At 62.2% G+C, this 20,700-nt stretch carries 16 protein-coding genes; 8 read left to right on the forward strand and 8 right to left on the reverse strand.

What is annotated here, in order from left to right; translation table 11 throughout:
• The first annotated feature begins 154 nt into the window (after positions 1 to 154).
• Positions 155 to 2,032 (forward strand): ethylbenzene dehydrogenase-related protein, encoded by a 1,878-nt coding sequence (locus tag ACFXS9_RS29375; protein ID WP_392694877.1) that lies wholly within the window; start codon positions 155 to 157, stop codon positions 2,030 to 2,032.
• A complete protein-coding gene (locus ACFXS9_RS29380; RefSeq protein ID WP_392694880.1) occupies positions 2,033 to 3,088 on the forward strand; it encodes a 2Fe-2S iron-sulfur cluster-binding protein in 1,056 nt (351 codons plus the stop codon).
• Positions 3,089 to 3,143: 55 nt separating this feature from the next.
• Here ACFXS9_RS29380 and ACFXS9_RS29385 read toward each other — a convergent pair whose 3' ends face one another.
• The 3 genes from ACFXS9_RS29385 to ACFXS9_RS29395 all read right to left on the reverse strand — a co-directional run bounded on the left by ACFXS9_RS29385 (position 3,144) and on the right by ACFXS9_RS29395 (position 7,731).
• A complete protein-coding gene (locus ACFXS9_RS29385) occupies positions 3,144 to 3,950 on the reverse strand; it encodes an MBL fold metallo-hydrolase (RefSeq protein WP_392694883.1) in 807 nt (268 codons plus the stop codon).
• Between the two features lie 73 nt (positions 3,951 to 4,023).
• The gene (gene ggt, locus ACFXS9_RS29390; RefSeq protein WP_392694886.1) at positions 4,024 to 5,643 is read right to left on the reverse strand and encodes a gamma-glutamyltransferase; all 1,620 of its coding nucleotides are present in this window, start codon (positions 5,641 to 5,643) and stop codon (positions 4,024 to 4,026) included.
• Positions 5,644 to 5,751: 108 nt separating this feature from the next.
• Positions 5,752 to 7,731: a primary-amine oxidase gene (locus tag ACFXS9_RS29395; protein WP_392694888.1), complete on the reverse strand. Its 1,980-nt coding sequence runs from the start codon at positions 7,729 to 7,731 to the stop codon at positions 5,752 to 5,754.
• A gap of 152 nt (positions 7,732 to 7,883) precedes the next feature.
• Between ACFXS9_RS29395 and ACFXS9_RS29400 the strand changes: the two genes are divergently transcribed.
• Complete coding sequence (locus ACFXS9_RS29400; RefSeq protein ID WP_392694891.1) at positions 7,884 to 8,828, forward strand: helix-turn-helix domain-containing protein; 945 nt, start codon at positions 7,884 to 7,886, stop codon at positions 8,826 to 8,828.
• Here the strand turns inward: ACFXS9_RS29400 and ACFXS9_RS29405 are convergent.
• The 5 genes from ACFXS9_RS29405 to ACFXS9_RS29425 all read right to left on the reverse strand — a co-directional run bounded on the left by ACFXS9_RS29405 (position 8,825) and on the right by ACFXS9_RS29425 (position 14,416).
• On the reverse strand, positions 8,825 to 9,868 hold the full coding sequence (locus ACFXS9_RS29405) for an NAD-dependent epimerase (protein ID WP_392700079.1): 1,044 nt from the start codon (positions 9,866 to 9,868) through the stop codon (positions 8,825 to 8,827). The genes ACFXS9_RS29400 and ACFXS9_RS29405 overlap by 4 nt on opposite strands.
• 46 nt (positions 9,869 to 9,914) lie before the next feature.
• Positions 9,915 to 11,234, reverse strand: coding sequence for a UDP-glucose dehydrogenase family protein (locus ACFXS9_RS29410; RefSeq protein WP_392694894.1), 1,320 nt, complete (start codon positions 11,232 to 11,234; stop codon positions 9,915 to 9,917).
• Between the two features lie 68 nt (positions 11,235 to 11,302).
• Positions 11,303 to 12,091, reverse strand: a complete 789-nt coding sequence (locus tag ACFXS9_RS29415; protein ID WP_392694897.1) for an FkbM family methyltransferase — start codon at positions 12,089 to 12,091, stop codon at positions 11,303 to 11,305.
• Between the two features lie 87 nt (positions 12,092 to 12,178).
• Positions 12,179 to 13,612 (reverse strand): mannose-1-phosphate guanylyltransferase/mannose-6-phosphate isomerase, encoded by a 1,434-nt coding sequence (locus tag ACFXS9_RS29420; protein ID WP_392700080.1) that lies wholly within the window; start codon positions 13,610 to 13,612, stop codon positions 12,179 to 12,181.
• 39 nt (positions 13,613 to 13,651) lie between these two features.
• Complete coding sequence (locus ACFXS9_RS29425; RefSeq protein ID WP_392694900.1) at positions 13,652 to 14,416, reverse strand: sugar transferase; 765 nt, start codon at positions 14,414 to 14,416, stop codon at positions 13,652 to 13,654.
• Between the two features lie 539 nt (positions 14,417 to 14,955).
• Between ACFXS9_RS29425 and ACFXS9_RS29430 the strand changes: the two genes are divergently transcribed.
• The 5 genes from ACFXS9_RS29430 to ACFXS9_RS29450 all read left to right on the forward strand — a co-directional run bounded on the left by ACFXS9_RS29430 (position 14,956) and on the right by ACFXS9_RS29450 (position 20,649).
• Positions 14,956 to 15,099 carry a hypothetical protein gene (locus ACFXS9_RS29430; RefSeq protein ID WP_392694903.1) on the forward strand — a complete coding sequence of 48 codons (144 nt, stop codon included), beginning with the start codon at positions 14,956 to 14,958 and terminating at the stop codon, positions 15,097 to 15,099.
• 80 nt (positions 15,100 to 15,179) lie between these two features.
• Positions 15,180 to 15,914, forward strand: a complete 735-nt coding sequence (locus ACFXS9_RS29435; RefSeq protein WP_392694906.1) for a metallophosphoesterase family protein — start codon at positions 15,180 to 15,182, stop codon at positions 15,912 to 15,914.
• A 127-nt stretch (positions 15,915 to 16,041) separates the two neighbouring features.
• Entirely contained in the window at positions 16,042 to 16,629 is a 588-nt protein-coding gene (locus ACFXS9_RS29440) for a polysaccharide biosynthesis/export family protein (RefSeq protein ID WP_392694909.1), read from the forward strand.
• A 362-nt stretch (positions 16,630 to 16,991) separates the two neighbouring features.
• Entirely contained in the window at positions 16,992 to 18,347 is a 1,356-nt protein-coding gene (locus ACFXS9_RS29445; RefSeq protein WP_392694911.1) for an outer membrane beta-barrel protein, read from the forward strand.
• On the forward strand, positions 18,328 to 20,649 hold the full coding sequence (locus ACFXS9_RS29450) for an AAA family ATPase (protein WP_392694914.1): 2,322 nt from the start codon (positions 18,328 to 18,330) through the stop codon (positions 20,647 to 20,649). The genes ACFXS9_RS29445 and ACFXS9_RS29450 overlap by 20 nt, the downstream gene beginning before the upstream one ends.
• Positions 20,650 to 20,700: the final 51 nt, after the last annotated feature.

Below are 20,700 nucleotides of genomic sequence, written 5' to 3' on the forward strand. Positions count from 1 at the left end.
AGCTCTTCACCGGCCAATGCCCGCAAAGAACGATCTTGGACGATGGCCTCACCGACGGCTTTGAGGACCATTGCTAGTACGGCAGCGACATCGGCGGTTGGCGGGATCGGCGCCGACAGTTGCTGTTCGGTAAGTGAAGTAGCGGGGCGTATGTGTGCGGCAGCGTAAGACGGACTATGGGACCATCATTCTACACTGGACGTTCGTGGCCGCATTCGCCGTTGCGCTCGTCACCGGCTTACGCATTGCGACGGAATCGCCCGACCGCACCTGGATCAACTGGTTCGACGCCGTGCTGCCGCGCGACAGCGTATGGATCGCGCATATGCAGGCGGCCGTCGTCCTGGCCGCCGTGGCGATCGGCTACGTCGTCTACATGCTCCGCTCCGGCCTTGGACGCCGCGTTCAGCTCGACAAGGTTCGCCTGCGCGGATTGTTCGGCCGCGGACAGGCCAGGTTGAGCGCCGTGATTGCCCTGATGTACTGGATTTTCTTCGTCGCGATGTTCGGTTTGCTGGTCAGCGGCGGCGCGCTCTATTTCGGCTTCTACTCCGGCTACGACGTGGCGATGCTGCATTGGGTGGGGACCTGGGTGATCCTCGCCTTTGTCGCCCTTCATGTCCTGACCCAATACAAAAGCGGCGGCATCTCGCAACTACTGCGCATCTTTCGTCCCGCCCCGCTGCCGGCGCCGCCGCCGCGGCTCGATGCGGTCGAGCTCTTAGGACTGCTGGCCGAGCGATCGGCGCGCCCGCTGGAATCCGAAGACCCACCGCCCGAGGTTTCATCGCATTCACTGCAGCCCCGCGCAGAGGCGCGCCACGATCGGACGCGTGAGCCGGATCCGGCGCCGCGATCCCATGCCGGGCCTTCGAGATCGCGAAACCCGACGCTACAGGCCAATCCGTTCCTCGTGGCGGCCGCTGCTGCGATCACCGGCGCTTCGCTCCTCGTGGCTACCGATCGGCTGGCGGTGGATAGTGTTCAGATTCGCCGCATCAATTCCGCCGACGCGCCGGTCCTCGACGGCGACACCTCCGATCGGGCCTGGCGCGGCGTCAGGCCGTTCTCGCTATTGACCGGAGAAGGTGGAAATTTCGACGGCAAGGGCGAAACCAGAATCGGAATTCGCGCGGTGCATGACGGCACCTATGCCTATTTCCTCTTCACCTGGGAGGATTCGACGCGCTCGCTAAAGCACCTGCCGCTCGTCAAGCAGGCCGATGGATGGCACCTGCTTCATGCCGGCTTTCAGCTTGGTGACGAGCATCAGTACAACGAAGACAAGTTTTCGGTGCTGCTGACCACGTCGGATGTCACGCTGGCGGGCGGGCGAACCTTTCATCCCGGGCCGCAGCCGGTCGCCGGCGCGCCGGCCACCATGAGCGGCCGCGGACTGCATTACACGGCATCCGGCTATGCCGATGTCTGGCAGTGGAAGGCCACGAGCGGCGCGACCGGATGGATGGACGATACGCATTTCGGGCCGCCGCTCGACCCGACCCCGATGCAGGCGGCAAACGTCGTTCCGTACAAGGGCGGCTTCGCGCCCGACCCGGGCACGGCAAACTACCGGGACAATTTCACCGTCGAGGCCGACACGTCAGGCGGTCCGCGCCGCAGCCGGCTGATCGCTCCGCTGCGCCTTCCCAAAGTCGTCGCCGACACGACGACCGCGATGGGAGATATCGACCTCGATCCCAATCACGGCGAAAGCGACGGCGCGCGATGGTTCATGACCGAGCAGGATTCCGTGCCGTATTCGACCAACGTCGACGCCCGCATCCCAACGGGGACCGTGATTCCGGGCGTCATACTGGACGGCGAATTTTCAGGCGACCGCGCCGACATCAGAAGCGCAGCCCGCTGGGCTTCCGGCCACTGGGCGATCGAGGTGAAGCGTCGGCTCGACACCACAAGCCAATTCGACGTGCCGATCAAGACCGGCATCTTCATGCGGGTCGCCGCTTTCGACCACAGCCAGATCAGACATACACGGCACGTCCGTCCTATTCGTATCGAGGTGGAATAAATGTCAAGGATTTGCAAAGTCACTGTTAACAACGAGCCGCATTTGGCCAATCGCGGCGAGCTTCTGCTCGACTGGGCGTTGATGAATGGGGTCGATCTTCCGCATGATTGCCGTTCCGGGATTTGCGGCGCCTGCCGCGTACGGCTCGTCGACGGCCAGGTATTCGGCGGCCATAGCCGGGGCGACGACATGATCCATGCCTGCCAGGCCAGAATCGTTTCCGATCTCGAAATTGCGATCGAGGCGGCTCCCGAGCCGGTGGCACTGTCGGCGGAAGTGGCGCAGACCGTTCAACTCGCGCCCGACGTGGTGGGTGTCGACATCGAGCTGCCGAAGCCCCTCGATTATCTCCCCGGCCAGTACTCCAAGCTGCAGTTTCAGGGATTCCCGGCAAGGTCCTACAGCCCGACCTATCCGCTCGAAGGCCGGCCCCACGATCGCATCCTGCACTTTCACATCCGAAAGGTCGCGGACGGGCTGGTATCCTCGGCACTCGGCCAGGACATCCGCGCCGGACATCGTGTCAAGCTGACAGGGCCGTACGGCCGCGCCTTCTTCAGGCAGGGCCATTCGGGCCGCATCGTTCTCGTCGCCAGCGGCACCGGTTTCGCCCCTATGTGGTCGGTCGCGGTCGCCGCGATCATGGAGCAGCCGCAGCGCGAAATGGTCTTCGTGGTGGCGGCCCGGAGCATCCGTTCGCTCTACATGCACGCGGCGCTGTGCCGGCTGGCCCTGTTTCCCAACGTCACGCTGATTCCGACGGTATCGGAGCCGCAAAATATCTCGCATGCCGTTCGCAGCGGTCGGCCGACCGATCATTTGCCAAAACTCACGCCTGATGACGTGGTCTACACCGCGGGCGCGCCGGCAATGACCGATGCAGTGGCGCGGATTGCGAAGGCTGCGGGCGCCCGATGCTACACCGATCCCTTCGTGCAGGAGCCGCGGACGGTGGAGCAGGCCGGCCTGATGTCGCGTCTCACCGGCTGGCTCAGCGAACCGAAGAGCGCCATCCCGTTGCAGCCGGCGCAAAGGGCGGCGCCGATGCCCCCGTAGCGTGTCCGCGGTTGGCGCGGGTAACCGCTAGCCGGCCGCGGGATTGCCGTCGCTTTCAGCCGGAGATCGCTGCGATATATCGCTGAACGGACATTTCGAACGCCGTCTTGGCATTGCCTTCGATGTTGCGGCCCCACCATGCCCCATAGATGCGGTCGAACGCCAACGGCTCGACTGCGCGTGCGATCCGGCGCACGGCTGCGGCATTGAGCGGGATGTAGTTCGGATAGCTGTACATGAAGCTGAGCGAGTGGCGGTCCATCGCCACCATCGCCACGTCCCCGGTGAGCAATGCGCCCTGCCCTTGTGCGCCGGCGCGCCAATGCATCACCGTGGCACCGGCAAAATGTCCGCCGGTCCGCACCAACAGAATATCGTCCGAAAGCCGATGGCTGTCGCCGGTCCACGGCACGATGGCCGGATGCGGCCGCGTGACGAAGGCGCGGTCGTCGCCATGCAAATAGACGGGCACGCCGCCGAACGCCTCGCTCCAGTCGGCGACCGCGCCATAGTAATGCGGGTGCGAAACGGCAATCGCCTTCAGACCGCCGAGCGAGCGGACGTAATCGATGGCCTCGCCGGTCGCCAGCGGCACGCAATCCCACATCACGCAGCCATCCGCTTCGCGCACGAGTAGCGCGCGCTGTCCGATCGCAAAACTCGGCTTGAGCCCGATGCCGGGAATGCCGAGATCGTCACGCCAGACCAGCTTGTGATGCTGTGCCAGCTTCTCGCGGGTGAGCCACGCCTGTCCCTTCCAGTTCACATATTGCCGCTCGTCCTCGCAGACCGGGCACGCGGCCGGCGGCGCAGTACTTTCGGGAAACTGGGCGCCACATTGTTCGCAGGTCCATAGCGGCATCGGCATCACTCCTGTTGGAAGGAGTGGTAACGCATAGCGGCACGGCTGGCCAATGCGAGGCGCGGATCAACAATTAGTAACCGATCGCCGCGCCATCGCTGCGCGGATCGGAACCGCCGCTCAGCACGCCGTTCCGCCGGTCGATGGTAATGCCATGCGCATGGCCTGCCATTTCGTTCCAGGCGTCCCAGCGGTTGATGGTGTGACCGCGCTGTGCGAGCGCATCGATCGTATCTGTAGGGAACCGTCCCTCGATATGCAGCGTGTCGCGCGCCTCGCCGAGCGCGAAGCGGCCGGACAGAAATCGCGGCATCTCGATCGCTTCCTGGATGTCGAGACCGAAATCGACCATGGCGGAATAAAGCTGGAGCTGGATCTGCGGCTGGCCATCCGCGCCCATACAGCCGAGCACGCTCCAGAGCTTGCCGTCGCGTTTGGCCATCGAGGCGATCAGCGTATGCAGCGGGACCTTGCCGGGCTCGAGGCGATTGGGATGATTGCGGTCCAGCGTGAAATACGCGCCGCGATTTTGCAGGATGACGCCAGTGCTTCCCGCGACCACACAGGCGCCGAACGCGCCATACAGGCTTTGAATCAGCGACGCTGCGTTGCCGTCACGATCGACAGCGGCGACATAGACCGTGTCGCCGGCGAGGCTGCCGAAGGACGGCACCATGTCCCATTTCAATGCCGACCTCCCGTCGATCAGCCGGCCGCGCAGGTGCGCGTATGCCTTCGATATCAGCCGCTCGACCGGCACCTCGACAAAGGAAGGATCGGCGAGCATCTGATCGCGGTCGTGATAGGCAATCTGCTTGGCCTGCACCATAAGATGCAGATGATCGGCCCCGAGGAAATCCTTTCGATGCAGTTCGTGCGGCTCGAGGAGGTTGAGCATCTCGAGCACGGTAAAGCCCTGCGTCGGCGGCGGCGTGTTGAAGACGGTGACGTCGCGGTAGCGGCCAGCAAGCGGCTCGCCCCAGATCGCCATTTGCCGGCCGAAATCGGCCAGCCGAAACAGGCCGCCTTTCTCCGAAAAGCGCGCCATCTCAGCCGCGACATCCCCTTGATAAAAGCCCGACCATCCACCATCCGCGATCGATTGAAGCGTGCGGGCAAGGTTTGCATTGGTGAGCTTTGCGCCTGGCCGCGCTGCCGCCCCTTGCGGAAAGAACAGCGCGGCGGCCTCGCGATCTCCAAGCAGATCATCGCGCATCATCTCGATGAAGCTTGCAAGGCGGCCGGTGACCGGAAAGCCGTCGCGAGCATAGCCGATGGCGCTCTCGAGCACGCGCCGCAGAGGCAATCGCCCATGGACATTGTGCGCCTCGATCCAGCTCGCCACGGCGCCCGGCACCGTGAGCGTCGCCGGCACGATTCCCCGCAGCGGGATTTCCTTCAACCCTCGCTGCTCGATCGACGAAAGCGTAGCAGCGGCTGCCGCCTTGCCGCCGCCACTGAGGTAGCGGATCTCGCCGCTGGCGCCGTCGTGAACGAGCCAGAACGCGTCCCCGCCGATACCGGTCATGTGCGGATAGACAACAGCGAGCACCGCGCTCGTCGCAATCGCGGCATCGATGGCGGAGCCGCCGGCGCGGAGCACGTCAATGCCGGCCGTGGATGCCAGCGAATGCGGCGACGTCACCATGCCGTTCGACGCAAGCGTCACCGGTCGGCCGGTCCGAATGTCCAATTCAAGCCTCCGAATATGCCGAGCCGTCAGACGGCGGTCACGCGCGAATTCGCCCGGTCATGCATGGTCAGTCTCCTTGCTTGAGGAAAAAGAGCGAACCTGCGGACGTCAGCCGCAGCATGAACCCTTGTCACGGTTGTCCCGGCTGGCAGCGTTCCGGTCGGGCGGCAGGTCCATCGCCGGGTTCTCCGCAAAGAAGCCGTTCGGCTTCAGCGTGAAGCCGACATATTCGACCGGCATCACCGGAAAATCCTCAGGTCTGCAGACATGCATCGCCCCAAAACTGTGCCAGACCACGATATCCTGGTTTTCGATGGTGCGGTTCTGGGCGACATACTTCGGCAGACCGTCGCCGCCGGCATGCTGGTTCGGAAACTCGCCGCTCGCGTAGCGCTCGTCGGGCGCATAGCGCGTCACCCAGACGTGCTTGGTTGCAAATCCGCCGCGCGAGGTCATGTAACAGCCCTCCTGCGCCAGCATCGCGGGCGCACTGTGCGCTATCAGCTTGTACGATGTCGGACCGCCGACGCTATTCGTTCTGTTGGGGTTGCTGATCTTCCAGTACCGCCCGGTCCGCCCGTCGGCTTCTCGGGCCGCGTCGCGCTCGCGCGAGAGCGTTCGGGCCGTGACATCGAACACGTTGCCGTATGGGTTGTCCGTACCCCACGGTCGCGGGCGGAACTCGTGCTCGGTTACGGTGTTGCCTTCGCCGTCGAGCATCATGTGCAGGCGGGCATTGAAGAAGTGCTGATGGGTTGGGCCGCCGAGACTCTCGGCGACCATGCCGCCCCACGGGTAGTCCTTGCCTGCCGCGATCGCGGCAGTCTGGATGATGCCGGTCAGTTTGACTTCGAGCTGGATCGTGCCGTCCTGATAAAAGTACCAGAAGAAGCCGTAGTCGTAGTTTCCGACTGTGGTGAAGAAGGAGATGACGAGGCGGCGCGATCGGCGGACCTCAAACGTCTCGTTGCGGAACTCATAATGCTTCCAGAGGATTCCGTAGTCCTCTTCATGCAGGCAGATCGCGTTCTTCATGATGCTGGGCTCGCCGTAATCGTCGGCGACCGGCACATCGAAATAATTGATATGGCCGAGGCAGTCGCAGCCGAGTTCGAGCGCGTTGGCGAGCTTGCCCAATCCATACTCGCCGGCATCGAAGGCGCATTTCCAGAAATGGTTCGCGGTCGGATCGGCATAGGGCACGATCATGTCGGTGACGCTGGCTCGATAAATGATCGGCCGTTCGCGCGCACCGTCGCGGAAGGAGATCTGGTGCAGCACGAGGCCCTCGCGCGCGGTCCAGCCGACGCGGAACGACCAGTTTTGCCAACTGACCTTCCAGCCCTCGACCGTAAAGCTCGGGCCGTCCTTCTGCACGATGTCGAGCGGCTTGACGTCCTTGCGCGTTTGCGGGATCGACGCCCGGTCGTAGTTGCGCGACTTTTTCGGGATCGGAATAATGTCGGGCTCGTCGACTAGATGGACGATCCTGTTCTCGATCAGGTCAACCAGCGCGACCACGCCCTCGATCGGATGCGCATAGCCGTTGTCCTTAAGATCCCTACGCCAGTAGGACACGGCGCTGACCAGCCTGCGGCCCTTCTCCACCTCGCGGTCGAAATAGCCGGCCGAGAACGGATCGACCTGAACCAGCTCGATGTCCTTGTCATCGAGACCGCGCCGCTTCATCGCGCGCCGCCAGTCCGCATCGGCCTTGACGATGTCGCCGACCTTGAACACCTCCTCGATGGTAATCGGCGGCTGGCCGTAAGGATGGGCCTTGGTCGAATACTCCTGCCACGCGATCACGGACTTTGATTCAAGGTCCACGGTGGCGACATGCGTCGCGCCGGTCTTGCAGTCGAACAGGGTAGCGGCGGCCCGCCGTGGCAGCACAACGCCCGGCTTCCAGCCGAGGACGTCGGACTTGGCGGGCTCTTCGAGTTGCACATGGGTAAATCGCGCATGGGGCCCGAGTCTCTTCTCTTTCTTCAATATTTCGGACGCCAGTGCGACTTCGGCCTCGCTGAGCGGGTCGAGCGGATGATCGGCATCTGTGCCGACGACGGATGGCTTTGTAGGTATCATATCGGACCGAGTTCCCATGGACTGGTCGCAGGTTACGGCGGTCCGAGCGGTGCGTCTTGAATGAACCTGCCACGTCCGGCGCTGGTTCGGCCCTTGCCAGAGCCACCAATCCTGCGCGACGCTGGGGTTCATCAACCGGATGTCGTCACGCGATGCCGATCAGCGTCTCCACCGATCCGATCCGTCCGACGGAGCGTCAGGCCTTCTGGACTGAGGCGATCTGCCGGTCTTTCGCCAATATCGAGACCAAGCCGCTCGGCTCCACCGTCGTCAGCGGCCACTTCGAGTTCGTCGAGATCGGCGATGCCAAGCTCGTGCGCTTCGACAGCAGTCCGCAATGCTACACCCGCGATGCCAGGCTGGTGAGCCGGGCCGGCTCGGACGAATTCATGTTCGATTTTCAGCGGCGCGGGCGCAGCGCGATGATGCAAGCCGGCAACGAGGGCACGATCGATCCGGGATATGGCGTGCTCTATGACGCGCGGCGTCCGTTCGAGGACCGGCTATTCGGCCCCGAACAGCGCGCGGAACTGCTGATCGCAACCGTCCCCGCCGCGCCGCTGTTGCGGTCCATTCCCAGCGCGGAGCGATTATGCGCCAAGCCTGTGCCGCTATCCGGGACTGTTGCGCGTTCGATTGCCGCGATGGTTCGCAACGCGATTTCCTTGCCCGATACGCCGGGGCGACAGGAGGAGCCAGACATCGTCGCCTTCCTGTCGGCTCTGCTGCGTCTTGCCGCAGGCGCCAGTCATCAACTCAGCCGTCCCAACCTGTTTTGCCTGATCGATACCTATCTGAGGGCCAATATCGCCGCTGTCCGGCCAGTGCCGGCGCTCGCCGCCGAATTCGGCATCTCGGAGCGGACCTTCCATCGCATCTTCTCCGACCGCGACACCACGTTCGAACGACATGTCCTTCATCTGCGGGTCGAGCTGTTGCGCAACCTGCTGCGGCAGGCTTCGCTGGCCAACATTTCGATCGCAAGATTGGCGCATCAGTGCGGGTTTGCCGATGCCGCTCATGCTGCACGCGCGTTCAAGAACAAGCATGGCATCACGCCGCGGGACTTTCGCGCAAGCGTCCTGGTTCGGTTCTAGGATGCGGCTATCGCCTGGCTAGTTTCGTGGTAGCTGCGATACCAGGCCGCAAACCGCTGGATGCCGTCCTCGATCGGGGTTGCCGGGCGAAAGCCGACGTCGCGCACGAGGTCATCGACATCGGCATAGGTGGTCGGCACGTCGCCCGGCTGCATCGGCAGCAGTTCCTTGTTGGCTTTGCGGCCCAGCTCCCGCTCGAGGATATCGAGTACGAGCATCAATTCCTGCGGCTTGTTGTTGCCGACATTGTAGATGCGCCAAGGGGCGATGCTCGATCCCGGGTCCTGAATTCCTTCCAGCCCGGGCCCGGGCTGCCCGACCTGCGGCGCGCGATCGATCAGGCGGACCAGAGCCTCTGTCACGTCGTCGATATAGGTGAAGTCGCGAAGCATCCGCCCGCCATTGAACAGCTTGACCGGATTGCCGCGGACGATCGCGTCCGCAAACACGAACAGCGCCATGTCGGGCCGATACCACGGGCCGTACACCGTGAAGAAGCGCAAGCCGGTGCACGGAATTCCGTAAAGGTGGCTGTACGAATGAGCCATCAATTCGTTGGCCTTCTTGCTCGCGGCATAAAGGCTGATCGGGTGATCGACATTGTCATGCACCGAGAAGGGCAACTTCCTGTTGGCCCCGTACACGGACGATGAGGATGCGAACAGCAAATGACGGCAGCCATGGTGCCGGCATCCTTCCAGGACATTGGTGAAGCCGACCAGATTGGCGTCGACATAAGCGTGCGGATCCTGCAGCGAGTAGCGCACACCTGCTTGCGCGGCCAGATGGATGACGACGGGAAACCGATGGCGCGCGAACAGCGCCGGTATCGCGACGCGATCCGCCACGTCCAGCTCTTCAAACTGAAAACGCGAATCGTTGCGCAGGATCGCGAGCCGGGCCGCCTTCAGTTGCGGATCGTAGTATGAATTGAGGTTGTCGAGCCCGACCACGCGATGGCCCGACTGCAGCAAGCGTTGCGCCACGTGAAATCCGATGAAGCCCGCGGCTCCCGTTACCAGAATTGCTTGATCCGGCATCATGCGTGCATCCTCCACCAGCCGATGTCATGACGGCTCATGCTTGTCAGTACGCCACCGATTTCGGCCGCCCCACGCCGCAGTACAGAAAGCCGTTCCGCCTCACCTCCTCCGGAGAGTAGATGTTGCGCAGATCGACAATGACGGGACAGGCCATGATGGTGGACAATTCCTTGAGATCCAGCGCCCGGAACTGCTCCCATTCCGTGACGATGACGAGCGCGTGGCATCCTTTCGCACAACGATAGGCGCTGTCGCAGAAGGTAACGTTCTCGAACACCTTCTTCGCCTGCTCCATGCCGACGGGATCGAAAACACGCACCTCGGCTCCCATGTCCTGCAGCGCGGTGATCAGCGGAATCGACGGCGCATCGCGCATATCGTCGGTATCCGGCTTGAACGTTACGCCGAGCACCGCAATGGATTTGCCCCGGATGTTGCCGCCGAACGCATTCGCGACCTTGCGCGCCATCGCCCGCTTGCGCTGGTCGTTGACGGCGACCACCGTTTCGACGATGCGCACCGGCGCTTCATTGTCCTGGCCGGTCTTGATCAGCGCCATCGCGTCCTTTGGAAAGCAGGAGCCGCCGAAGCCTGGCCCCGCATGCAGGAATTTCTGGCCGATCCGGTTGTCGAGGCCGATCCCGCGCGCGACTTCCTGCACATTGGCGCCGACCTTCTCGGCGAGATCGGCAATCTCGTTGATGAAGGCGATCTTGGTAGCGAGAAAGGAGTTGGCGGCGTATTTCGTCAACTCGGCGGTGCGACGATCGGTATAGAGGATTGGGGACGCGTTGAGGTGAAGCGGCCGGTACACCTCGGCCATCACGCTGCGGGCGCGCGCGTCGTCCGTTCCGATCACGATCCGGTCGGGATGCTTGAAGTCGCGGATCGCCGCCCCTTCGCGCAGGAATTCGGGATTGGAAACGACAGCAACTTTGGCGGTGGGATTTTCTTCGCGGATGATGCGCTCGACCTCGTCGCCGGTCCCGACCGGGACTGTCGACTTGGTGACTACCACCGCCTGGTCGGGAAGCACGCCGGCAATCTCGCGCGCCGCCGCATAGACATAGGAAAGATCGGCATGGCCATCGCCGCGGCGTGACGGCGTGCCGACCGCGATGAACACCGCTTCCGCACCGCTGACGGCCGATTTCAGATCGCTCGAGAATGAAAGGCGGCCTTGGCCAACGTTTCGCGCCACCAGTTCGGCCAATCCAGGTTCGTGGATCGGCATCTCCCCGTTGTTGAGGCTCGCAACCTTCTCCGCATTGCTGTCGATACAGACGACCTGATGGCCAAAATCGGAAAAGCACGCCCCTGACACCAGCCCGACATAGCCGGCGCCAATCATCGCTATATGCATTACGGTTCCTGTCTGAAAAGCCGCGCGGCCCAAAGGCCGCGCCGGCGGGAAGGCGATGAAACGACGAGCTAGCTGCTCAATATCGATTCGCCGTCGAGATGACGGGGAAAGAAGAAGAAGTTGTTGACGTAGAACTGTCCGTTCTTGCGGCCGCCGTCCGGCCGCAGCGCATCGGCATCCTGAAGTCTTCGGGAATCGAACTGTTCCACTCCAATCACGTCGTTGTCCTTCAGAAAGAACCCCCGATAGGATTTGTTCCGAAAGAATTCGAACACCAAGCGGGTCGCCTCGGCGCGATGGCGGTCCTCCGCCTCCACCAGGAATACCGGCTGGCAGCGCTCCAGAAGCTCGACGGCGCCGTTCAGCACATTCAACTCGTGGCCTTCGACGTCGATCTTTACGAACGCCACGTCCTGGTCGATGACAGCGTCGAGCCGCGCGATCGGCACATGGGCGGAAACGAGCTTCGCCGAAGAATCGGCTCGCGCCTCCAGCGAGGCAAGGCCGTAGACTAAGCCATCTTCGCCTTGCGGGATGAACAGCTCGGCATCGCCATCATGATCCGACAGCGCGATCTCGTGAACGCTCACATTGCGCGCCGAGGTTCGGCGCAACAACCTCGCCATCTGCCGCGAAGGCTCGAAAGCATGAACCTGCCGGGAAAGGCGCGCCAGCCGCCGCGTGTAGAGGCCGCAGTTTGCGCCGACGTCGACCGTCACCGCGTCGTCGGGAATGACCTTGTCGAGATACGACAGTTCCCGCTCCGCCGATTTGGGGCGCTTCATGAAGTGCCATTGCAGCCATATCGAGGGAAACGCATCCTTCACCAGCTCCTTGACGTGTTGTTTTGTGTTCATTGCTGCCTCCCTTGACGTAGCGCGCGCACGCCTCGTTGCGGCGTGCCTCGCCCTCGATGCGGATGCTGCCTCCCACCCCACCACACCTCAAACGCGGTCATAGATATCCTGCACGCGAACGATGTCGTCCTCCCCGAGATAGGCGCCTGACTGGACTTCGATCAGGTTGAGGGGAACCTTTCCGGGATTCTCCAGACGATGCATGCATCCCAAGGGTACGAAGATCGACTCGTTCTCGCGCAGCAGGATTTCCTCGTCGTCGCGCGTAACGATTGCGGTGCCGTTCACCACGACCCAATGTTCGGCGCGATGATAATGTTTCTGCAGCGACAGCTTGGCGCCGGGATTTACGGTGATGCGCTTGACCTGAAACCGCTCCCCGGCATGGATCGATTGATAGTATCCCCAGGGGCGATGGACGCTGTGGGTCTGTGTTGCCGAGCGATGGCCGTTTGCCTTGAGGCGCTCCACCAGTTTTCCGACATCCTGGTCGCGTTTCCGGCTGGTCACCAGCACCACGTCCGGCGACGTGGCGATGACGAGATCCTCGACGCCGAGCGCCGCGACCAGTTGCCCGTCGCCGCGCACGTAACAGCCCGAAGCATCTTCCACTACCGCATCGCCAATCACGACATTGCCAGACGTATCCTTCTCCGCCATCGACCACAGCGCCGACCAGCTTCCGACATCGCTCCAGTCGAACGTGGCGGGAACCACCACAGCATTGTCGGTCTTCTCCATGATCGCATAGTCCATCGAGATGCTCGGACAGGCCTCGAAAGCGCGCTCATCGAGCCGGAGAAAATCAAGGTCGCGGGTTGCGCCCGTCAGCGCCTTGCGACAGGCGGCCAGGACCTCGGGTGCCCGGTGCGCCAATTCGTCGATGAACTGACGCGCCGGCAGCAGAAATATCCCGCTGTTCCAGACATGCTCGTCGCAGGCCAGCAAGCGCTCGACCGTCACCAGATCCGGCTTCTCGACGAAGCTGGCGACGTTACGAATCGGAGAAGCGGCTTCCAGCTCATCGCCCATCCGGATATAGCCGAATCCGGTCGCTGCCGACGAAGGCCGCACGCCGAACAGGACGAATCGGCCGTAGCGCGCCGCCGTGATGCCCGTCGATATGGCGGCGCGAAACGCGGCGTGATCCCGCACCCAGTGGTCGACCGGCATCGCCAGTATCACCGCGTCGGGATCGGCTTCGCTGGCGAGCAGGGCAGCAACCGCAACCGCAGGAGCCGTGTTTCTTCCGAACGGCTCGAGCACGATGGTCGGACGGTCGACGCCGACCGCGCGCAACTGCTCGCCGATCGCAAAACGATGCTCGGCGTTTGCGACCACCATCGGGTCGGTAAACAGCGAGCGATCGTCGACCCGTAGCGCCGTTTGCTGCAGCAGGGTGTTCTCGCCGAGCAACGAGAGCAGTTGCTTGGGATAGGTTTCGCGCGAAAGCGGCCACAGCCGCGAGCCGGCGCCACCGGACAGGAGAACGGGTACGATACGGCCGCGCGGCTCGATCATCGGCATTGCATGGTCCTTCGATATTGCGACGGTGGTCGGTCAGAATCCGCTTCCGGACAGGAATTCTTTGCGGATCGTGCGGATGATAATCATGATGTCCATGCGCAGCGACCACCTCTCGATATAAACGAGATCGTAATCGATCCGCGAAACCGCAGGACCGAACTCGGCCGTGCTTCCCCTGCAGCCGCTGACTTGTGCGAGCCCAGTAATGCCCGGCCGCGCCGTATGCCGCTGAAAATAATAAGGCACGAGGTGTTCGTAGGGCAGATCTGCGGCCAGCATTCCCGGCACGTGCGGCCGCGGCCCAACCAGCGACATATCGCCCTTGATCACGTTGATCAGTTGCGGAATTTCGTCGAGGCTGGTCTTGCGCAGAATTCGCCCCACCGGCGTCACGCGCGCGTCGCCCTGAACCGTCTGCTTTACGCCGCGCACATCACCCGCATCCGCGCGCATGGTACGGAACTTGTAGATCTTGAAGCGACGGTTGCGATAGCCGTATCGATACTGGAAGAACAGCACCGGGCCCGGCGACGTCAGCTTTATCGCAACCGCGATGACGATCAGGAGCGGCGCGAAGAACAGCAATGCACCGCTTGCCGCAGCAATATCGAACACACGCTTTGCAATCGACGAGGATGGCTCGTTTCGCGCCCTTCGGCGCGAGCGCCGGCGGGCTCGATACGCGCCATGCGTACCGCCGCCGGCAAACTCGACAGGACGGACTGATATCTCAGTTCGCTCTCTTCGGATCGGCGCAACGTTGCTCCGATCGAAGTTGGCTGTCACGATGGAGGCCATGACTCTCCTCTCTCTGCGGGAACCGGACTGTGAATTAAGCGCGTGGAGTTACTCGACCGCGAGCGCGACGACTTCGCAGCAGCGAACGTCCGCACTTTCGCGGTCGCTAAGACTTTCCAGAATTTTGAGCGAAGTTTGGCGCAAATGCGAAAGCGGTGCCGCACCACCGCGGAACTAATCGTTAACGAGATTTGTGCGACGCGATATTCCGATTTGTTCGGAGATGCTTAGTCTCGATTTGCTTGGTTAATGAGCTGCGCGTGAATCGAGGCTGCCATGCATAATCGAAAAGTGCGGAACAAATTCCATTGTTCGATTCTCGATGAATGTAGCGTCGCTGCACGGGCAACAAATGCCTGTCTCGTCGTTGTTTTGATCGAGTTTGTTAATCGAAAGCCAAGCGATCCTCTGCAGCCTGACGAGTAGTAGTGATTAGGGCGCACGGGCTGGTGCGGTGGTCGCAACGTTTGGAAAGAACACAGAGACGGCAGCGATTCGCGAGCCGTCCACCTTGCGGAACGCTTCCAGGGGAGGCGCCCATGATGGCCGAACGTCTGCACAGCCGTGCGCTGGTGCCGCACGGCACATTGTCGCCCGATCGCAGGCTGAGGAACCGCATCATCATCGCGAACGCAGTTGCGTGGATTGCGATCGTGATCCTGATCTGCCTGCTCTTTTTCTAGCCCTAATACTTGTGGCTGCATCTCGGCGCATGGTGTCATGGATTGACCGCCGCGCGGTTCCATGATCGACATCTCACATTATGCACCGATCGCCCGCGGCACCTTCGCGCTCCGTTAACGCTTCAGCGCCTGCCGATAGACGCATCTACGCGGTCGGCGACATTCATGGGCGTGCCGACCTGCTGAGCGAGATCATTGCACGCATCGACGATGACATAAGGCGTAGACCGATCGCGCATACGGTCGAGGTCTATCTCGGCGATTACGTTGACCGCGGACCGCACTCCAGGGCCGTGATCGATCTGCTGACGGTCCGACTCGTTGCCAATCATGCTGTATGTCTACGCGGCAACCACGAGGCCGTGATGGAAGGGTTCCTTCAGGATCCGGCCATCCTGCAGTATTGGCTGCAGCTAGGCGGCATGCAGACGCTTGCGTCGTATGGCGTTGAACTACATGACGAAACCGCCACGGCGAGCGAGGTGCATCGCCGCTTTCTCGACGCGTTTCCGCGTGCACACCAACTGTTCATGCAGTGCTTGCGCAATCAATTCAGGTGCGGCGATTTCCTGTTCGTGCACGCCGGCATTCGTCCGGATGTCCCGATCGAGCATCAGGATCCCAACGATCTGATTTGGATTCGCGATGCGTTCCTGGACTCTACGCGGGATCACGAACAATTCATCGTGCACGGCCATACGCCAGTGCCGCATCCGGATATCAGGCATAACCGAATCAACATCGATACTGCTGCGTGGCGGACGGGAACGTTGACCTGCATTGCGATCGAAGGATCGGCGATTCTCTTTCTGTGACACGTATGCAACGTTTCGTTAACGCGTGCGCGCATATTGGGCACGTGGAACTTCGTCATCACATTCTTTCGCCGTTTTTGCTTCCTTATCATCCGCGGCTGTTACGTGCATTCATGGAGATGCAGCCATGCAGCAACGGTCGTCCAGCGCCGGCCCGACGCTTCCCTTTCTTCTCTTCGTCCTTGTAGTCGCCGGCATCAGTGCCGGATTTTCGATTCGTGCTTCAGCACAAACGCCACCATCCGCATCGTCTGCGGACCGTTACGTTCTTGGTCCGAACGATCGAATCAGGCTGAAGGTCTACGGCGAACCTGACATCACCGGCGAGTATGAAATCGACAATGGCGGTCAAGTTTCGATTCCGCTCGCCGGTCACATCAAGGCTGCAGGCGCCACGACGCGGCAGCTTGAGAAAGCGATAGCATCCGCGCTTGCAAAGGGAATCGTGCGCGATCCGCGCGTCAACGTCGAGATCGCGCAGTATCGCCCGTACTACATCCTCGGCGAAGTGAAGAAGAGCGGCGAATATCCATACCGCAATGGGTTGACCGTCATGGACGCGATCGCAAGCGCCGGCGGATTCACGTACCGCGCCAACGAAAACAAGGTCTATCTCCGCCGTGCAGGTGCCGGTGCGGAAGAGACCCACCCTCTCGATGCTCCCGTTCCGGTCTACCCCGGCGACAACATTAGGGTTCCGGAACGCTACTTCTAGCGTTTCGGAATTGCAGATGAGGTGATGCCGCTCATGAGCGGATGATGGCGCATGTTGCGCCGTTGTCACAGTTCGCATTTTGCACATGCGAAATATTTTGCGACGCGAGGAAAACTTTTTCCGGCAAGGCGCGTTGCAAGCGAGCGCATCACTTCAATCTCACAGCTCAAAAACCTTGCGCCCGCGTACCGAGTATGAGGCCTGCCGTTCTTATGCGCAGTCGACGATCATTATTTGAGCGATGGGCCTCGCCCGATAAGTGTTCGCCGCCTTCGCGTTCCCGCAAGGGATGGGTGATGGGATTCGAGTCTGCATCGCAGAACACGTCTGAGGGAAGCGGAGAGCGATCGCGCTCCACAGGCGTGTCCGGCCGATGCCGCTTCCACCTGTTGCCCGCTACGGCGGCAGCCATCCTGCTCGGTCTCGGATCGTCCGCAAATGCACAAGCCATTCCGTGGACCAGCGGAGAGTTCGCTTCACCCTGGAACGCGCAGAAAATCTTTGAACCGTCATCGCTGCCGGACAGGACCGATCCGGACAACCGCGAAGAGATACCGCCCGAGGACATGCCGGTGAAAAAGCGACAACAGCCAGGCTATGAGCCCGTCGGCATTCGCTCCGGCTCCTGGATGTTCAACCCGTCGCTGACGGCCGGTACCTTTTACGACAGCAACGTCTTTGCGTCGAATACCGCGCCGCGTTCCGACATCGCGGCAGTGATCGAGCCGACGCTGCGCGCGCGTTCGCTATGGGGGCGGCATGGCGTCGATCTGAAGCTGGATGCGCAGTCGACGGCTTATAGCCAGTTTTCGAGCCTGAACCAGACCAATGCCAGCCTGAAGGGCAATGGCTGGCTGGACATTACGAAAGACACGATGCTGCTGGGCAGCTTTCAGGTCGCACATCTGAACGAAGGCGTCGGCACGCTCACTTCCCCCGCTAACGCCATATCGCCGACGCCATACAATCTGATGTCCGGCGACGTCACGCTGCGCAAGGAATTCAACCGGCTCACGACCTCGGTCGGCTTCCGTACCGATTCCTACGACTACGGATCGACGCGCGCGCAGGACGGCACCATCATCAACCAGGACGCCCGCGACGGACAGATCTACGCGCTGCACAGCCGGATCGACTATGCGATTTCCTCCACGCTCGGCTGGTTCGGCGGCGTGGAAGGCAATCAGCGCGACATAAGGGGGACGCCAGGCCACACGCTGGACTCGCAAGGCTATCGCGCGCTGACCGGCGTCACGGTCGGCTTGAGCAATCTGGTGACCGGCGAGTTCGGCGCCGGCTATGTCCAGCAGCGCTTCGACGATCCGTCGATCGGCAACATCGAGGGTCCTTCCTACCGCGCGCGGCTGACGTGGCGGCCCACCCGTCTGCTCGACGTGCATTTCAATGCCGAGCAGCTCGTAACGCAGACCACCGACACCAGCGCCACCGGCGTGCTGGCGAATGCGGTTCAACTCGGCGTCGACTATGAACTGCGGCGCAACGTGATCGTATCGCTGGCGGGCGGTTACGAGAACGACCGGTTCTTCGGCCAGGTCCGCAAGGACAACGTGCTCACATCAGACACGCGGGTCAAATATCTCGTCAACCGCTTCGGCGCCGTTTCCGCCTACTACCGCTACACCAAGCGCGACAGCGACGTTCCCGTCTTCAGCTTCGACAAACACTTGGTAGGAATGAATGTTACAGCGCAATTCTGACCTGCCCTATGTGGTCCCCGACGAGCCTCAGGTTCGTCCCGCGGAAAGCTGGCAGTATCCGACCGTCGATCTGCGCGAGATGGGCCGCATCTTGCGCCGTCGCTACAGGCTGGTGGTATTGCCGGTCGCCATCCTGCTCGGGTTGGCGCTGACCTATCTGACGCTCACGACTACTTTATATACGGCGACGTCGACCGTGCTGGTCGATCCGCGCCGCGCCAATGTCGTCGAGACCAACCAGTCCGTGCTGTCGAATTTCGGCACCGACGATGCAACGATCGAAAGCCAGACGCTGCTGATTCAGTCGGTTGCGATCCTGGTGCGCGTCGTCGGCAAGCTGAAGCTGACGGAGGATGCGGAATTCAAACCCAAACCCGGCCTGCTCGATCCGGTCAGACGGCTGTTCAGCATGTTCAGCAGCAGCGGGCCAAGCGACGGTGCAAGCGCCGAAGATGCCGCCAGGGCGCGATCGGTCGAGATCCTTCAGAGACGGATGAAGGTAACAAGGCAGGGCACCACCTTCCTCGTCGACATCGCCGTCAATTCGGAATCGCCGCAGAAGGCCGCAACCATCGCAAATGCGGTGGCGGACGCCTATTTCGACGAGCAGGTCCGCGCCAAACACGACGCCACGCGTATTGCCGCGAATTGGCTCAACGGCCAGATCGACGAGTTGAAGTCGCGAGTCGTTGCGTCCGAGAAAGCGGTCGAGGATTATCGTTCGGCCAACAACCTGATGGTCTCGCAGGGCGTAACCCTCAACGACCAGCAGCTCACCGACCTCAACAACAAGCTGATCGCCGCGCGCGTGCAAACGGCGGAGGCGCGGGCAAAGTACGAGCAGGTCCAGGACATCGCGAAATCAGGCGGCGATCCCGGCGGCATCAACGCAGCCATTTCCTCGGAAATGATCACCAAACTGCGCACGCAATATGCCGACATCGCCAAGAACGAAGCGGATCTGTCCAGCAAGTACGGCACGCGTCATCCCCTCGTCGCCAATGTGCGGGCGCAGCGCCGCGACACCCAGAAGCTGATCAACGACGAAATCCGACGGATACTGGAGAGCACGAAGCACGACTATGACGTCGCGCGTTCCCGCGAAACGTCCCTGCAGCAGAGCCTGGACCAGCTCCAGGGCGTGTCCACTTCCTCCGGCCAGGCGCAGGTACGCTTACGCGAACTGCAGCGCGAGGCCGAAGCCAGCCGCACACTCTACGAATCTTATCTGGCACGCTCCAAGGAAACCACCGCGCAAGAGAGCCTGGAGATGCCGGATTCCCGGATCGTGACCAAAGCCAGCATCCCGATCAGGCCGTCGTCACCCAAGACGATGCTGATCCTGGGGCTTGCCCTGATGCTCGGGCTCGGGGCGGGCAGCGTGCTGGCCTTCCTCACCGACTATCTTGACGGCCGCGTCAAGACACTCGAACAGGCCGAATCCATTGCGGGTGTCCCGGCCCTTGCCGCGGTTCCGTTGATCGGTACGCGAGAGCTGGCCCGTCTTGCGCGGCGCGGACGCAGCGAACTGGACAGCTACGATCCGAAGACCACGAAACTGCTGCCGCCGGCGTTGCAGCCGCCTTTGACGCGTTACGCGATTGACGAGCCTGGCACGTTCTTCGCGGAGGCCATCCGCGCGGTCCGCCTGTCGCTGCAACGGACGATGCGCTCGCAGCCGGTGAAGGTCGTGCAGGTCACCTCGGCACTCGACAGCGAAGGCAAAACCACGCTTGCCATCAACCTGGCGCAGTCGCTGGCGACCCTTGGCATCCGAACGCTGCTCATCGATGGGGACCTCCGCAATCCACAAGTGACCCGTTCCCTGTGTCCGCGCGCCGACGCCGGACTGCTGGAAGTCGCGATCGGACACGTCGCGCCGGAACACGCCGTCCTCGTGGATCAAAGCACCGGGCTCTCTGTGTTGCCGTCGACCAGGATCAAGCAGGTCGAGTTCATCACCGAACTGATGTTCTCCGACCGGATCGTCGACGTGCTCGATTATTTCCGCCACCGCTACGAACTGATCGTGATCGATTCGCCGCCGCTCGTGCCCCTGGTCGATGGCCGCGCGCTCGCCGAACTGGCCGATCGCATCATCCTGGCGCTCGCGTGGGACCAGACCCCCCGCGAGGTGCTGTCCCATGCCATGGACCTGCTGTCCCCCGTCAGCGACCGGATCATGGGAACGGTACTGACCCGCGTCGATCTCAGCCGCCTGCAATTCTATGACTATTACCGCAGCTCGGCCTACCTGAAGCCATACGGCACCGCGGGCCTGCATGCCGGAGCGGCCCGGTGAGAGCGCGCGGACCGCTAAATGGATCGGCCGGTGTCGCACGGGTGCGTCCTC

It is taken from the genome of Bradyrhizobium sp. RDI18, from assembly GCF_043203335.1.
GTDB classification, from domain to species: domain Bacteria; phylum Pseudomonadota; class Alphaproteobacteria; order Rhizobiales; family Xanthobacteraceae; genus Bradyrhizobium; species Bradyrhizobium retamae.